The sequence below is a fragment of the Paenibacillus vini genome, assembly GCF_018403325.1.
Taxonomy (GTDB): Bacteria; Bacillota; Bacilli; order Paenibacillales; family Paenibacillaceae; genus Fontibacillus; species Fontibacillus vini.
Genome location: NZ_BOSL01000011.1, coordinates 124,418 through 139,471, shown reverse-complemented (window position 1 = coordinate 139,471; position 15,054 = coordinate 124,418). Strand labels below are relative to the sequence as shown.

Below are 15,054 nucleotides of genomic sequence, written 5' to 3'. Positions count from 1 at the left end.
TTCTCCCCTCCGGTTCAACTAATTAAATTATTATTTAAGCGCTTTCAGGAATTTATATGCTTAATATAATCTTAGCTCTCTCCGAATTAAAGGACTATCCCATAAAATTACGATAATATCCAAAAAAAAGAGATCAGGGCCTCTAACGAGCTCCCCGATCCCACGCTTCCAGCACTTGAATGCCTGCCAATGCCGGCGAATCCGGCCAATGAATGTATCGCTCACGCTCCAGCGCTCGCAGCCCATCAAGAATATCCTCTTTTCTTCTACCGGTCATGCGTTCCAGTTCACCCATCATCGGCACTCGCCCCCGCTGCGTCGAGAAATTGAACAAAATACGCAGCAGTTTGCGTTCCAAATCAGGAAGCATGGCTGTCACGGCCCTTCACTTTCACAGGTGCATAAGCCAAAATATTGGACTTCCGGAAAGCCCTCGGCTCTCCGGTCTTTAAACAGGTCGCCCGCACCAGGTCCCCCTTTACCGCATGAACTTCAATCCGCCGCTGAGACACGTTGCCCGCCCGATCAATATAAATAATCTCGAGCAATTTTCCGATGTATTTTTCCACCAGCACCATCTCCAAATAAGAACGTTTGCTTGTATTATATGCGAACATTCGTTCTTTATTCAACAAGAAAAAAAATCCTTGTTTTCCGGAGTTAATCTGGACCTTAAATGCGTATGCTGCGTGTCCGAACTCAATTGGATCGATTTTCCTTATCCAGGAAGTCGTTTAAAAGAGGCCATAATAACTTAAGTTATACATATGCGGATTTTCTACAGGAAGGGGTCGAATCGATATGTGGAAAGAAAAAGAACGTTATCGGAGTTGGGGAAAAGCCGTGCTCTGGATCAGCGCATTCGCTATCCTGCTGGCCTGTGGGTATGTGGTATATACTTTGTTTTCGGTGTATTGGGGATAGGTCCGAGAATCAATGTGCTAAATGGATAAAAGAGGCCGGCAATTGTAAATGCGCTAGCCTCTTTTTCAATTAATAAGCTGTATAAAACGAGGAAAATATACGCGAATATACTGTTCTATCAAGAGTTCCTCCTTGGTTCGAATCATGGAGTTGTCAGGAGTTTTGATGCATGGATAACCATTGTTTTTGTAGACGATTCAAGGCAATTGCCGCCTCTTCCCGAGTCAAGGGATCACCTGGACGCGTTCCGTCGAACAACCCTTTGGTTTGAGCCTCTGCCCAATCTTTGGCCGCCCATTCGCTAACCTGGTGAATATCCCGTTCCGTCACACTATTCCCCTCCTTAACTTGTTCATTGGATGAGTTGAAAAAGCTTGCTTTCAGATCGCTCAAGCTCCCTCTATATTCGTTCAAATCGACATTTCCGGCGATCCCGGATACTTTGCCGCTGTCGCTGTACTGCCAGAAATCCCATCGCTTCCAAGCTGGAACGTCGTAAGGAACATTGGAACTGTAACGTGCAATCCAAAGAGAATATTGGCCCAGTGAAGGCTCAAATTGCTGTGCGAAGGCATTTCCCGTATAGATGATCGGGACGATGCCGGTCAATTTCTGAACCTCTTTCAAAAAGGCGACCGCCACCGCATTGATCTGGGCTTTGCTAAGCCCCTTCGGGTTGTTTTCGTAGTCCATGACGGGCGGCAGGTCGAAGGTAATGCCTGATGCCTGGATTGTTTTCGCAAAATGCTGCGCTTGTTGAATGGCGGTTTCCGGCGTCGTCGCATCCACGAAGTGATACGGACCGATTAACAGGCCGGCGGCTTTGGCGCCGGAGGCGTTTGTTTTAAACTGCGGATCCACCCAAGCTGTTCCTTGCGTCGCTTTAACAAAAGCAAAAGATATCCCGTCCGCCTTGACTTTGGGCCAGTTGATGCCCCCTTGCCAGTGAGAGACGTCAATCCCCCGTGCGTTACCGCTGTTTCTTGCCTGCATCGTTATTTTCCTCCTCGCTATCTCCGCTTTTCGATTGAAAAATCTTCACCGCGTTTCGCAGCACCCCCGGCATCGGTATGCCCATCCGCCCGACGTTTTCAATAATGGACAGAAGCTCCGTCGCCAGATAAAAAAAGATGACGGCATCCCGGATATAATGCCCTTCCCCCAGAATGCCGTCAATCAGATGCGCGATCGACACGAGTATGAATATCGTAACCTTGCGAATAATTCCTTCGTGTCCGATCCGGCTGCGCAGCTCGCCGTTCATCCACGCCGCCACCCACCCGGTAACCCAGTCGGCGGCCACGAAAACCAGCAGCACTTGTAGGAGGATAGAAAAACCACCTACGGCGTAGCCCAGTACCGCCCCGAAAATAGAGGCCGTGTTGGTGATGATGTGATTGATATGGTCGTTCATGTTGGTTGCCTCCTTGTTGGTAATTGGAAATAGAAATGCCCCCGGGGTCGGGGGCATAAAAAGCGGTTAATACTTATCAATGTTTTTTATCTATTGTGTAATTTTAGGTTTTAAAGCCAAGAAAAACATCCACGACCATGAAAGTTTCCGGGCAACTATGTTACGACTGAAACATTAATTTTCCTTTTCCGTGTCGTTCACCTTCTAGTATTCGTTGTCGAATACCTCTTTGGTTATTTTCGTAGTGCTTCTCGGGATTGCTTCATCTCCAGAATAAGCAACATACCCAACTTCCTGTTGGTTATCATGCGAATAAAAGGTAGAGAAACTATATTCGACACGTAGTCCTCCATAGTGATATTCAAAACGTTCGCCAAATTATTAAAAATTCTCATTTTGAGAAAAATCGCTTAAGACACCTCTCCTTTGATTTAGATATTGAATTTGTATAATCCGCCAAAATTAAAGGGATATAGGTAATTAACTCCATCATCCCCCTTAATCACGTGAAGATTATCATATAGATTCTTAAGTGTTTCGTTTGATATAGTCAATATAATTTCCATCATATCTAGCTCGGTCGTGCTTTGATCATAAGACGAAATTATAATTCCGTTAATGTCTATAACCATGTAACTATATTTCGTAGTTGATGAGCTCCATGTGTTTATAAGTAAGAATAGCCCACCCGGCAATGGTATGAAACTAGCATATCTACCATAATCCGCCCACGAAGACGGGAAATTAATTTGTTTAGAGGAAATAAGCGATCCGTTAGCAATGTTTCTTCTTTGTAAATATGATCGCAAGCTTGTTGGGTCTATATATATATTGAATATTTCGTTGTTATAATATTGCGCCGCCTGATTGGGCACACTGTCATTGATTACTTCAACGTTCCACAAATATTCTTTAATCCACTGTGAACCGTTATAAGTATGTTTCGCCCTGGCTACATATCCGTACCACGAATTCCTTGCCGATTCGTATTGGTCCCAATATTCAAGTGTTTCAACGTATGTGGAACTAACGGTAATGAACCCAAATACGACACTTTGCGTATGGCCGATTACATTGATATTACTTACAGCGGTCGTAACACTTCCTCCGCTACCCACTTTATAAATTGCTTTAGCGCTTGCTAGATAAATATATCCTTTGTTTACATCCTTCCCTGTAATGTCGTAGTTATTTGTAGCTTTCGACGGAAGTGACGACACTTTACTGCCTATGCTAAACAATTTGTTCTTAATCTTCAGGGCAATGCCGGTGACTCCTAAAATATTTACCCCGCTAATTATGTTATCCGGCTTTAAATCTGGCTCTGCTTGTTGTAACTGCCCGATGCTTACCTTAATTTCTCCGTCCCCAGCCCCACCCTTTTGGTACCCAGCTTCTGGATAAACAGCCAATGCTCCGTCACCCCATTGGGCTACACCTGACGCATTACGAACCCCGGTTAAAATAGGGACAGTGCCTTTTACCCCGGCTATCGTCGTATCATTAAGCACCTTAGCAGCCGGTACGCTTACTTGGGCCACCTTTGCCCCTTTGTAAGCCCCATCCGGGATAGTCACTGCTGCCGTGCCGCTTGGATTTATAGTTGCCGCGCCTCGGTCTGGCATTGTGCCGGTAAAGGGACCATTGGCGTTTGATGCAGTCTTTCCTATCAATAGATCAGCCGCCGTGGCGTTACCAGACGCCTTAATAATGGTGGCCATCTTCGGGATGAGTTGCGCCCATGTCTCGCTAGTGGATGCCGATACCCCTAAGGCAACAAGCGCGGCAACCACTTCCGCTTTACGCTCATTGCCAGCTTGAAAAGCCTGGCTGACGGCCTTTTCAGTTGCTGCAACATTCTCACGCGAGCCGCTTGTCTCGTTGGAAAGTTGCACGATGCCAGCTTTATTTAGAGAGGCATTCGGAATCTCAATATCCTGTAACTCCTCCCGAACCTCTCCCACCGCCGCATCAATCTTATCCCAGTTCTCGTTCAGCATCGTCCGAATATTGAACGTATCGTTTCCGTCCGTGACAGGGTCTTTTTTCAATAAGTTAAGGTTAGGTGTATTGCTAGCCAATGTGACCACCTCCTGCAAATTTGGATAATGGAATCTGCTCCATCTCATGGAGCGATAAAACGCCGTGGAGGTCCTTGATCAGCAAGTAGCTGAACTCGTACTCCACAGCCAGATGCGCCGGTTTGATCTCTTCGATGACCGCCTTCAGGTCGTCCAGATTCGGCGGAACGCCGATCGTATCGACGAACTTGATCGTGAAGCTCCATTCGGCGGGTTGAAAAGTTACGTCGACGGTACCTCCGTCATACGCTTCGGCGACGTTCTTGACGAGTCGACCCGAGAACTGACCGGCCCCGCGGAGCTTGGATTCGACCAGGGCGCGGCGCTGTTCAAGCGGCTTGGTCTGATCCGTCGCAATGCCAAGTTCGGATTCCCACCGATCCAATCCCCAGCTCGCCGTCCGAACGAAAAACTGATCCAGCGTCTCGTTCAGTGTGTCGTAAAACGCATCTAGCTCAGCACCCTTGGCAGCCATGTCAGATTGCATAATCCGCGAATTTTCATAGAATCCGGGCAGATATGAGAACATTTCACGTCCGATAGGACTTTCCATGTCATATAAACCTGTTTTTGCCGCAACTGGATTCGTCATCACACCCGTACTACTCATGGACATCCACCGTCCCTAACACGGCGACCTGCCCGGGCAAAATTTCGATATTGGCATCGCTTCTGCCGTTTACGGTCAAATCGGCATAATCCACGATAGCCGGAAGATCCAACAGCACCGCCGCGATCCGTGTATAACGCACAAGCGGATCGGAAAAAGCCAACGTCTTCAAATAAGCGCGAATGCCGGATTCGATGCTTTTTCGAACCTCGTCTACCGACGCCCCGGCAGCCAATGTCAAACGAACAGAGAGATGAATAGGCACCTCTTCGGCCGCCATCACTCTCACGATCGGTCCTGCTGGAGCCATTCCTTCCCCTTGCCCGTCCATCGTCGGATCGATGTACTCTTGGACAGCGGCCACGATCCCTGCGTTTGCAGCCCGTTTTTCGGCGTCGAGTAGATAGATCCCCACGGTTCCCGGCCCGTTCCAAAGCGGCCGCACCTGAACGCCGCCCACACCTGGAACTTCTCCAGCCCACTTCAAATACTGGGCTTTGTTGCCGCTGGTCCCCTGATTGCGAACCTGGGCATAAAAACGTTCCAACAATAGTTCATCCGATTCCGTATCGGCCCCGCCGCGGGTTTCCTCCGGATTCGTTACAGCTGTAATCCCGCCAACCGGCGAGGACATGACTGTAATCACTCCTGCCGGGACAATTCCCATGCGACCGGCCACAGAAGCCCGGATCGATGCAACGCCAAGGCCATTGGCTCCCAAAGTGACGGACTCCGTCGTCTCGAATTCAATCGAGGCTTCCGCCGTAATTTCGTCGGCTGGCGTGGCCACTACGGTTCCGATTGGCACGATCGTTCCCGGCACGCCGGTGAACCGGACAGCTCCGGTAGCCGCAACGGCTGCCCTCCTTGTAATCCCGTGCTCGGCCGCCCGCAGGTCGAGATATTCCCCATAGGCCGTGCCCGCGAATCCCCGCTGCAGCACCTGCTGAGCCCAACCCGCTGCCTCCGCCAGCACAAAAGCCACCGGGGCCTGGGCATCCCAAATAAAAGAACCCTCGGATTTATCAATATCCGAAGGTACTCGATCCAGCATCCGCTGCATAATCACTTCTTCACTTTGTTCCTGCAAAAAAAGCGGCAGCTCCGTCATCAGCTCACGCTCCCTTCCAAAGTCAATTCTTCGTCGTGTATATTCATAACCCGGCAAGTAAACGAACACCGTTCCCCCTGCCATTCAAAAACAAAATCCTCCACGCTTGCCGTTCGAGGGTCAACCATAAGCGTTTCACGGGCGATCCGCTGAATCTCGCTCTCCTGAACGGCCCGGCTGTAGCCTCTGCCAATAAGCTCCTCGAATTCTTGCCCGTAATCCCGCGAATAAATGAGATGTCTGTAACGCGGCGTGCGAATCGCCTTTTGGCACCATAGGATCCAGGCTTCCGTGCCTTCGGCCACAGCTATTTTTCGTGTGGGCGTCATAACGAATTCCCCTGCATCAAAATCAAAACGCCAGCTTCTCCCAAAGCGCACGCCCTCATCCTGCACTTCGGACAACGGCTCCGCTCCCCAGGACTGTTCCGTATTTTCCGGAAAAAGATTAGCCACCTCTGCTCACCACCTTGCAGATCACGATTGCGTCATGCCCTCCGTTCAGCGGGATTACAAGAACCCGGTCGCCGGGCTTATACTCCAATTTTAGAGACGATTCCTTGGTTTCGGAGGCTTCAAAAGAGTAATTCCCTTTTCCCTGAACGCCGCCTCCTCCGCTATCCTTAAGTCCCGTAACGGTGCCAGCCAATTTTAACTCAGGTAGCTTCAAGGTTCCGGGAAATTCGGCCACATAATAATCCCCGATTTCATGCTTGAACCGGTCCAGCTTCAAACCGGAGGCCGTAATCGTGCCAAGCTCGACGGCTACACCGGAGAGAACTTCCTTGGTCTTGTTTACGGCATTGTCCCGTAAGGTAACCGCGAGCGCTGTGAATGGATCAACCGTCAAGAAAATACCTCCTTTTCACGTCCTCGAAAGAAGACAATTCCAGAGTCATATGCCCGGGATCGCCAAGTTGGTGAGTTACCGAGGTAACGATCAATCCCAGCCCGTTAAAATTCACTTTATCGCCGGCTCGAACCGTGTTAAGGTCCGTACAGGATACGGAGTAGGAGACTCCTTTTCCCGTAAGCATCGATTCCGCTAGTTTTTTTGCGGTTTCCGTGGTATTGACGTCGTCATCCTGAACGATCCGCTGAAGTACGCCGAACTTGGCCGTCTCTCCCGAAGCAATCGCGAGAACCTTGGACGGGGCATCCTCTCCGCTCTCCGTCCCCAGTACCTTGACTCGGGTCACCGTCTCTTCCAGCGTACGGCTCTGCGTCGCCTCTTCGATGCCTTCCAACCGCCAGACGGTTTTGTTACCGCCGATTTTGAACAGTTCCAGCCCGGAAGATGTCATCCGCGGAATATACATGTCACCACCGGATTTCACCGTCTCCTTTAGATCGTTCATAATCATGCTGTAAATCGTTTGAGCGCGATACACCGATTTCTTTAGCTTGGTTTTCGTATCCGGGAGTGTAGCCAGTTTGATCTCCCAATCGGTCGCATACTTTTTCAACCGTTGAGAAGCCGTCCCCCCCGCCGCAAAAAGACACTCATCCTCCGATTTCGCCAAATAGATCGTACGGTCGTAAACCGTAATCGTCATCTTCTTGATGAGGCTAGCCGTGCTGCTGCACTCCCAAACCACGCCGGGATGAAGCAGAGGTACCTGATTGGTTGCACCAAAAGGCACGCCGCTGATCCGGATTTCCTGACCGGGTTCGATCCCCGGAAAATCTCCCGGAATGTTCAAGGTGATGGAGGCCTGATAGGCGATTTGATCCAGCGATTCGGTCAGCGTGATACTTTCGATCAACTCGCGGAGATAATACTTGTTTTGCAGCACCACCTCGTAACTCATGACGGCATCACCAGCTTTTGCCCGGGTTTGATCTTGCCCGGATCTTTGCCGATGATTTTGACATTCGCATTGTAAATGGCCTGCCACTTTGCACTGCTCCCGAGCTCGAGCTTAGCGATTTTAGACAGCGTATCGCCGGATTTGACCGTGTACGTTTTGGCTTTCGGCTTGGTATCCGGCCGTGATCCTTGCGTTTTCGGAGCAGCTGACGTGTTCGTATGAACCTTCATGTCCCGCCAAGTGCGTGCCGTCAGTTCAAAATACACATCCCCCGGCTCTCCGCCTTTAAACGTCGTGTTATGCGCAGAGATCATCACCAGCACGTTGACCGCGGTTTCGGTAATAATCAGCCGAACCGGCGTTTTGCTGTTCATCATGCGGGTGAGCTGATTCATCGCTTCCTGCGGGTCGGGAAGTTTGCTGTACTTGCAGTACCCTTCGTCATACGACGCCGGAAAAAAAGAAGAGAAGGCGATTTCCTTCACCTTCTCTCCCCAGGGAACTCATATTCTCCGAGCGATAAAATATTAACCGTCTCCAGCGACTTCCCTCTGGAGATCGTAATTTCTTCGGGATTGACCGGAAAGCGAAAGTCTTTTCCCGCCCCGTCCCTCAAGTGAATATCCACGCGCTTCCCTCCTTTATCCTATATTTTGCATGGCTAAGCGGATTTCGTTAGTGATCTTCCGGGCAGTCACTTTACTAATCTCTTCGTAATCGAGCTCATCCTTATTGACGGTCAGGTTTACGGCACCTTGGGATACAGATACGTTAATCTGAGGAGGCACCCCTGTCCCCTCGCCATTACAATTACAGCAGGATTCACTTCCGCGCCCCGTTTTAAATTCCCTTTGCTCAGATTTATTAGAATATGCCGATCTATCCTGTAAACCTCTAAATCTCTTATTGCTTTCAGGGGCGTTAAGCGTATCCGCTGGTGATTTTTTAGCTTTTTTCTTTTTGGAGAATTTATCGAAAAAGAAGCCCCCTAGCTTGTCTCCTATAAAATCCCCTGCAATGGAACCGAGAGTTGCCCCGATCGCTGTTCCCGCACCTGGGATTACGGAGCCGATCACTCCACCGACAGCCCCACCAGCAATGGATAATGCGGTCGAAGCGGTAGCTTTCGCTTTATCCCGTTTCGAGCCAGCTGTAGCGATAGAACCTACATCAAAAACCGTACCTACTGGGCCAGGAATGATTTTTCCAGCTTTTCCAAGCATTCTGGCCCCTTTTCCGAACCATCCTCCGCTTTTCTTCAAAAGCTTTGAACCGTCTTCCTTCGCCCAAGAAACACCCTTGCTTAGCCATTCCCCGCCTTTGTTAAGCAGTTTCGATCCGCTGTCTTTTACCCCGGATGCTCCATTTCCAAGAATCTTCTTTCCGCTATTCAATAAAGCCGGCCCATTTTCTTTTAAGAAATTCGAACCGGAATTAAACAATGAACCGAGTCCTGAATTCCCTCGGAAGCCGAGAGCCGCGTTGGATCTAGCTGACCCTAAGCCTTTACCTAGTCCTTTTCCAGGTCCCTTTCCGGAAGATTTAGGTTTTCCGCCTTGCTCCGCTTTACTCCGATTAGATGATTTGGTAGGATCATCATTCGAGGTACCTTTACCGGCACCGGAGTTGCTCCGTCTCTTCTTACCTTTCTTCTTTTTTTTGCGTTTCTTCTTCCCATCGTCATCGGAACCAGAGCCGTAGTCATCCCCTAAAAGCCCGCCGCTTCCTCCGCCGCAGTTACACTTGCAGATGCAAACGCAGGCGCCATCTTTCTGACTGCCTTCTTTTTTGAGTAATTTATCAAATACGCCCGCTTCCTTAATGAACTCTATTGAAAGATCCTTAATAAGATCTCTTGTAAAATCCGTTGCAAAGTCTCCCATCCAGTTTCCTTTTTCTTCGCTCTTCTGACCTTTATCTTTATTAGTTGAACTGGCATCTTTTCCAGTCCCACCCTCTGCTGCCCCACCTAACTTTTCGGTGAGTTTCAGAGGATCGATCACGGACAATAACGATTGAAAATAGGATTCTCCTGCTTTTTTACCTGCTTCTGCGAAGGCAGTTGCATCCTCCAATAGCTCAATTAATGGCTTTTTAACGATCCCTTCCCAATCCACTCCTTCTACCGAGACGCGCCATGGAGTAGCGGTTACTCCTAAGAGTGAAGCTCTGATTCTCGCAGCGGCCGCAGATACATTGTCCACAAGATGCACCACTGGCCGGACTTTAGTCCGTTGAATCTGAATCAATGTACGCTTCACCTTTTCGGCGGCGGAAGTAAAGCGATCGTCTAACGTGATTTTCGGAGCAATCTTGGTTTTGCCTAAAACAGCGGCCCGTCGCTGAGTTTGTTGAAGGAGCTTATCCAAGCTGCGAAGCTTCTTATCCGTCTTGTCGACCTCAGCGCTGTCGACTTCGATTTCCAATCCCAAAATTTCTTTTTTAGCCATATGCCACCTCCTTTCACCGTACAGCGCCACCACTTTAAAAGCCTTAAGGCGAAGGAGGCGGAGACATCATCTCCAGCTCCCTCTCCGAAAAAGCTCGCAGCAGCAGGCGCTCTCCTTTGGGGAGAGACCAGAACACCCCGGGGCGAAGATGATGCCGCGTCCACAGATGGTATAGCAGCGTCGTCATGCCACCGGAGTCGATCAGTTTTTTACGTCGTCGATGTCCACCCCAAAGCCGGAGATTTCAAGCACCTTGTCACCCACGGCATCCAGTTCCCCGGCTAACAGCAATCGGCGGACTGCTTCTTCGCCGCCGGACAGCTTCAAACGGCTAATGAGCCGATCATCGCCCCAGCCGCTGAGTTTGACGCTTTGCTCCCCGCCTTGCTCCAGCTTTTTAACAACCTCCAACGCTGCGGTCGCTTCCTTGATCAATGCCGCGTTAAACAGCTCGCTGTCGATCTTTTCCGAAACCTGGCCTTTCGTAGTCTTGCGGACCGTGCAACGTTCACGAATCGAATCGACTTTGCTGGAGGTCAGCCCCCGCAAGGTAATCCGCAAGCTTAGGCGGCCAATAAAAACGGCCTCTTCCGGCAAATTTGCTGCCGTCTCGAAGAGACCGTCCAAAATATCCTGTTCATTCAGTTGTTCAGTACTCATATGATAAATCCTCCTTAAAGTGTTGCCACAATCGGGTCTTTCAGGATATACGATTCAAAAGTAAACGCCGTTTCTTCCGTCACTTCTTCACCTGCAGTCCAATTCGCAAGCTGAATTTTGTCAACCATGCAGTTGACTAACTCGATTCGTTCAAAACCGTAAGCTTCCGGATCATCGAGCTTATGAATAATCGAAAATTTCTGGAATCCCCGCGCAATCATATCGGACGAGATTTTGTAGCCGCTCATGGTGCCGGTTCCTTTTTTGCGTCCCAATTTAAAGACGGTGTAATCCGTGCCGACAAGATTCAATTCGCGTTTCTCCGCCTCAACGTTAGCTTCCAGATGGTTCAGGTTCGACTGCCAAACTCCATCGATAAAAATCTGGCCGAACGTCCCCATAATGATGCGTCCCGGATCAAGATATTGTGCCATTTGCTATTCCTCCTCAAAATTTTTGCACGTAAAACGTGCCGAAAATTTGTTCCATCACATCGGTGTCGTCCGCCGTCCACGAAAGGAATACCTGATCGTCTTCCGGTTGGAATTGCGGCGCGCTGCCGTAAAAACGCGGATCCAGCGTTACATCGAATCCGGTGGATTCGATGACGTTTTCAAGCGCAAGGGATTGCAAATACTGCTTCCCGGCACTGATCAAGGCAAGTCGTCCCTCTTCGGTGTTGTTCACCTTGCCGATATAATTGTCCTCGGCGGTACGCTGCAAATCGGCGTTGATTTGGTCCAGCACCCGGATTTTGCGGATTTTCTTCCAGCCTTTGTTCTGGCCTTCCCGCAGCGTAACCAAACTGTTCACGCCCCGCAGAACTTTTACCTTCCGTCCATCATGCACCAGCAAAAAGACGCCGTTTTGTACGCCGGATTCCTGCTCGGACCGGGTCCAACGGCGGGTCACATCTTCAAAAGGCGAAGCCGCATAGGTGGAAGATTCCTTCAGTGACTGACCTGCAATCAGCCCGGCAACCCAAGCCGCCACTTGAGCCGAGGAATAGGACTTGCCGTTCATTTTGGCACCCGTACCAACGTTTACAATACCTTCATAATCGATGGCCGTGCTTCGTGTGACAGCCTTATTTACGGCATCAGCACCCGTATCTTCGGCTGCGGTACCGCCCAACGTAGCGATAATACCTTTGCCCTCATTGCGGACACGCTTCAACCAGGCTACAATGCTTGTCCGGAGCGCAGCATCGGTCACGCCGTCCAGCGTAAGCACGTGGAAATCCTGCGTTTCAAACGCCTCGGTCGCTTTCACGTAATCCGCATTCGTGATGCCGGAAATACCGCTCTCCCCGCCGGCAAAAGGCTCACCGGATACATCCGCGAGTACGCCGTCGGCGATTTTTTCTGCTGTAATCCACTTGTTTGCCGAATCGTTGTTAATAGCCTCGACAGCCGTGGCGGCTTCTCCGTCACCGATCGCAATCGTACGAAGCAATGTTCCGCCCTCGTAGAGCTTCAGTTCTTTGGCGTTCGCTACGGACAGGCTCGGTTGAATCGTTACTTTGAAGCCATTGCCGCGTTTGCCAGGGTAAACGGCCTTAAGTTGAACAATGCTCTCCGCTGCCACCGTAGATTTCAGCGTCAATTCCGCCGCGGCCGCCGAGCTGTCGGCGATCCGGTAAGCAAGCAGTTTTTTCGGTCCGCCAAGCAATGCAAAATACAAGGTCGTTAAAGCGGATGCACCATCAGACTCATCATCCGAAAACAATTCCTTGATCGCGGCTTCATTCGCCACCTCGACAAATTGATTGACCGGTCCCCAATGGGATTTTACCGGGGCAACCACGACGCCGCGCGCACCCGGCTGAATCGCCGATCCCGCCGCGCTTACGAAATTCATGTACAGGCCGGGAAGCACCGGCTGATTCGTCAAACTCCAATTTCCTCCTGCCATCTTAAAGCACCTTCCTTTTCAAAAATTGTTGGACTAGCTGTTTTGCCTCTTGAACATCAAAGGACTCTTGCGTGGTCCCGTGAACGGCTCCTGTCAGTACTTCGGGCTTTACGCCCAAGATAGACTGGCTATTTTCCGCCAATTCATTAAGAGAATAAACCGGAGTCGTTACCGGAGCCGTCTTGGATTTAATAGATCCTTTCTTGGTAGCCTTCAAAGTTTCTCACCTCAAATATGGGATTCATAATGGACAAACTGCATAAGTGGCGCCGCCGCTTCTTCGGCCAAAGAACTAACTCTCCGGCTTAAAGTTACGGTAAGCGGCCCTTCGCCGGTTGCGGCGTAACCATCCGCGCTGGTTCTGGTATTCACCTGTGGGGTGATCACCCTTGCAAATTTCCGGTCATCCGCCCCGATCGGGATTTTTACCGCCGCCGCCAAGCTCTCAACCAACTGCATTAAAGCCGCATGCTTCTGGTTTGAATCTTTAGCTTGAATAAAAGCCGTTGCTTTCTTTTGCAACTCATAGGCCGACGACCCTCTAGGAGTTGCATTCATTTCGGTAATCCGCCATAGGATCGAATTGGTCTTCGGCTCTGGTGGCCAGTTGCCGCTGTACACGGACCAATCCGCCCCTAATGCTTGCTGTGTCCAAGCCGTGAGCGCCGTTAGCCACGGATCGCTGGTGATTGGAACGACCTCAGCCAAAGGCTTTGGGTATAGTACCGAAAGTTGCAAATTCCGTTGGACCGTATCGCGTTGATCATCGATGATGTCTATACCGATTTGACCTTGAAATAGTGCAACACAACTGCTTATCACTTCATCTTCCAATAACTGCTTGTCCAACGCATTAGCAATGGACGTGGTCAATGAATCCAATTCACTGGTAGGAGCATCGATCATGGAAACGTAGAGGCCGATCTGAAAAAGATACCTCAGTCCCTTCCAGGGATTACCCCCACTGTCTCCCTCAAGGGACAGAACTGCATAGGGTTTGATGGTATTAACTCCATCCGGAGCAGCCAGATAGTAAACCTCTTTCAACTCCGGAATTGATTCAAGCAGTTTGGTTCGAATGACAGTTATCGTCTTGTCTAGAATGATGTTTCACCTCCTTTCACCGGGATGTGGCGAGGTTGTGAGAAATCCTTTGACTATTCCAGTCAACAAAAAAAGCCGCCAGATAATCTGCGACTTTGTCTTATTGAGCAGCTATATCAAATCGTGTATTTCTCACTTGTTTTCCACAATATAAATTTAACACATCACTAGCCTGACAGATGGACAGGCATCGGGCCGAAAAAGGACAAATGAGCGGCCATCTATAGGCTAGATGAAAACCCAAAATTCAAACAAACAATTAGTAAGAAATACCGGTGATGAGTTCAAATTCTGTTGGAGTAATTACTCCGAACGAAACATATTGCCGGAGCTGAGGCTCCTTCGCCCATTTTTTCTCATAGTAGTACTTCAAACGCTCAAAATCATTATCAAACATTCGTCGTCCCTCCTTGATTTTCTACGCTTAATAAACGCAGTTCCAAACCAACAATCTGCGCTCCGAGCGCTTCGTTCTGATGTTTAAGCTCTAGTGCTTCAAGTTCGCGCGCCACCAACTCAGCACCGATGCGGTCAAGTTCGGTTGGTTCTTGGGGAATCGGTTTGGTTAGTTCCTCAATTTCTTCCGGCGAGAGACCCTCAACCCATAGTGTCGGTTGTATCGGATTGCTAGCTTTCGGTGGCTCCCCTCTTTTGTCTTCGGGCTTCGCAGACCAATCAGAATATAGCTCTCGGTAGGCCTCCTGAGCTTCTTTTATAGCATCCTGGTAATCATTCCATGCCTTAATATCAAAACGTGGAATGAACAAACCAGGAATAACCGGAATCCCTACGGTATATCCTGAAATCTCCGATTTAGTTGATCCTGTGTTTTCTTGATCAAGCTCATTGTTAAGAAACCCATACTCTTGCTCAGAATAAAAAGGGACAACACCAGAAAAGGCATCGTCCACGAGTGTGTCCTCGATATAAAAGCCGTCTACATTTACTTTAGGTACTGCTTTCAAAGTGATCACTC

Annotated in this window: 19 protein-coding genes and 1 pseudogene; 1 reads left to right on the top strand and 19 read right to left on the bottom strand. The window is 49.6% G+C overall.

Annotation, left to right across the window (positions count from 1 at the left end; genetic code table 11):
* Positions 1-142 precede the first annotated feature (142 nt).
* Positions 143-370: a hypothetical protein gene (locus tag KJS57_RS17085; RefSeq protein ID WP_213655721.1), complete on the bottom strand. Its 228-nt coding sequence runs from the start codon at positions 368-370 to the stop codon at positions 143-145.
* The gene (locus KJS57_RS17080; protein ID WP_244861602.1) at positions 360-635 is read right to left on the bottom strand and encodes a hypothetical protein; all 276 of its coding nucleotides are present in this window, start codon (positions 633-635) and stop codon (positions 360-362) included. Before KJS57_RS17080 ends, KJS57_RS17085 begins: the two co-directional genes overlap by 11 nt.
* Positions 636-801: 166 nt before the next feature.
* Here KJS57_RS17080 and KJS57_RS26625 point away from each other — a divergent pair, with 166 nt between their 5' ends.
* Positions 802-924 (top strand): hypothetical protein, encoded by a 123-nt coding sequence (locus KJS57_RS26625; protein ID WP_280520391.1) that lies wholly within the window; start codon positions 802-804, stop codon positions 922-924.
* Positions 925-1,077: 153 nt separating this feature from the next.
* Here the strand turns inward: KJS57_RS26625 and KJS57_RS17075 are convergent, their stop codons facing one another.
* The 17 genes and pseudogenes from KJS57_RS17075 to KJS57_RS16995 all read right to left on the bottom strand — a co-directional run bounded on the left by KJS57_RS17075 (position 1,078) and on the right by KJS57_RS16995 (position 15,052).
* Positions 1,078-1,917 (bottom strand): glycoside hydrolase family 25 protein, encoded by an 840-nt coding sequence (locus tag KJS57_RS17075; RefSeq protein WP_213655720.1) that lies wholly within the window; start codon positions 1,915-1,917, stop codon positions 1,078-1,080.
* Entirely contained in the window at positions 1,895-2,338 is a 444-nt protein-coding gene (locus KJS57_RS17070) for a phage holin family protein (protein ID WP_213655719.1), read from the bottom strand. The genes KJS57_RS17075 and KJS57_RS17070 overlap by 23 nt, the downstream gene beginning before the upstream one ends.
* A 431-nt stretch (positions 2,339-2,769) precedes the next feature.
* Positions 2,770-4,419, bottom strand: a complete 1,650-nt coding sequence (locus tag KJS57_RS17065; protein WP_213655718.1) for a phage tail protein — start codon at positions 4,417-4,419, stop codon at positions 2,770-2,772.
* A complete protein-coding gene (locus tag KJS57_RS17060; protein WP_373316831.1) occupies positions 4,412-5,029 on the bottom strand; it encodes a YmfQ family protein in 618 nt (205 codons plus the stop codon). The genes KJS57_RS17065 and KJS57_RS17060 overlap by 8 nt, the downstream gene beginning before the upstream one ends.
* Positions 5,022-6,140, bottom strand: coding sequence for a baseplate J/gp47 family protein (locus KJS57_RS17055; RefSeq protein WP_213655757.1), 1,119 nt, complete (start codon positions 6,138-6,140; stop codon positions 5,022-5,024). The genes KJS57_RS17060 and KJS57_RS17055 overlap by 8 nt, the downstream gene beginning before the upstream one ends.
* Positions 6,140-6,595 carry a DUF2634 domain-containing protein gene (locus tag KJS57_RS17050; RefSeq protein WP_213655717.1) on the bottom strand — a complete coding sequence of 152 codons (456 nt, stop codon included), beginning with the start codon at positions 6,593-6,595 and terminating at the stop codon, positions 6,140-6,142. The genes KJS57_RS17055 and KJS57_RS17050 overlap by 1 nt, the downstream gene beginning before the upstream one ends.
* A complete protein-coding gene (locus tag KJS57_RS17045) occupies positions 6,588-6,989 on the bottom strand; it encodes a hypothetical protein (RefSeq protein WP_213655716.1) in 402 nt (133 codons plus the stop codon). Before KJS57_RS17045 ends, KJS57_RS17050 begins: the two co-directional genes overlap by 8 nt.
* A complete protein-coding gene (locus KJS57_RS17040; protein ID WP_213655715.1) occupies positions 6,979-7,950 on the bottom strand; it encodes an XkdQ/YqbQ family protein in 972 nt (323 codons plus the stop codon). Before KJS57_RS17040 ends, KJS57_RS17045 begins: the two co-directional genes overlap by 11 nt.
* Positions 7,947-8,578 (bottom strand): annotated as a pseudogene (locus KJS57_RS17035) (LysM peptidoglycan-binding domain-containing protein). The gene KJS57_RS17040 and the pseudogene KJS57_RS17035 overlap by 4 nt, the downstream one beginning before the upstream one ends.
* A gap of 13 nt (positions 8,579-8,591) precedes the next feature.
* Entirely contained in the window at positions 8,592-10,400 is a 1,809-nt protein-coding gene (locus KJS57_RS17030) for a hypothetical protein (protein ID WP_213655714.1), read from the bottom strand.
* A 201-nt stretch (positions 10,401-10,601) separates the two neighbouring features.
* Positions 10,602-11,060, bottom strand: coding sequence for a phage tail assembly chaperone (locus tag KJS57_RS17025; RefSeq protein ID WP_213655713.1), 459 nt, complete (start codon positions 11,058-11,060; stop codon positions 10,602-10,604).
* A 14-nt stretch (positions 11,061-11,074) separates the two neighbouring features.
* Positions 11,075-11,494, bottom strand: a complete 420-nt coding sequence (locus KJS57_RS17020; protein ID WP_213655712.1) for a phage tail tube protein — start codon at positions 11,492-11,494, stop codon at positions 11,075-11,077.
* Between the two features lie 13 nt (positions 11,495-11,507).
* On the bottom strand, positions 11,508-12,974 hold the full coding sequence (locus KJS57_RS17015) for a phage tail sheath family protein (protein WP_213655711.1): 1,467 nt from the start codon (positions 12,972-12,974) through the stop codon (positions 11,508-11,510).
* Between the two features lies 1 nt (position 12,975).
* Positions 12,976-13,191, bottom strand: coding sequence for a YqzN/YkzM domain-containing protein (locus tag KJS57_RS17010; RefSeq protein ID WP_244861601.1), 216 nt, complete (start codon positions 13,189-13,191; stop codon positions 12,976-12,978).
* Positions 13,192-13,202: 11 nt separating this feature from the next.
* Positions 13,203-13,847 carry a hypothetical protein gene (locus KJS57_RS17005; RefSeq protein ID WP_213655710.1) on the bottom strand — a complete coding sequence of 215 codons (645 nt, stop codon included), beginning with the start codon at positions 13,845-13,847 and terminating at the stop codon, positions 13,203-13,205.
* Between the two features lie 490 nt (positions 13,848-14,337).
* Positions 14,338-14,475: an XkdX family protein gene (locus tag KJS57_RS17000; protein ID WP_213655709.1), complete on the bottom strand. Its 138-nt coding sequence runs from the start codon at positions 14,473-14,475 to the stop codon at positions 14,338-14,340.
* Positions 14,468-15,052 carry a hypothetical protein gene (locus tag KJS57_RS16995; RefSeq protein ID WP_244861600.1) on the bottom strand — a complete coding sequence of 195 codons (585 nt, stop codon included), beginning with the start codon at positions 15,050-15,052 and terminating at the stop codon, positions 14,468-14,470. Before KJS57_RS16995 ends, KJS57_RS17000 begins: the two co-directional genes overlap by 8 nt.
* Between the last annotated feature and the right edge of the window lie 2 nt (positions 15,053-15,054).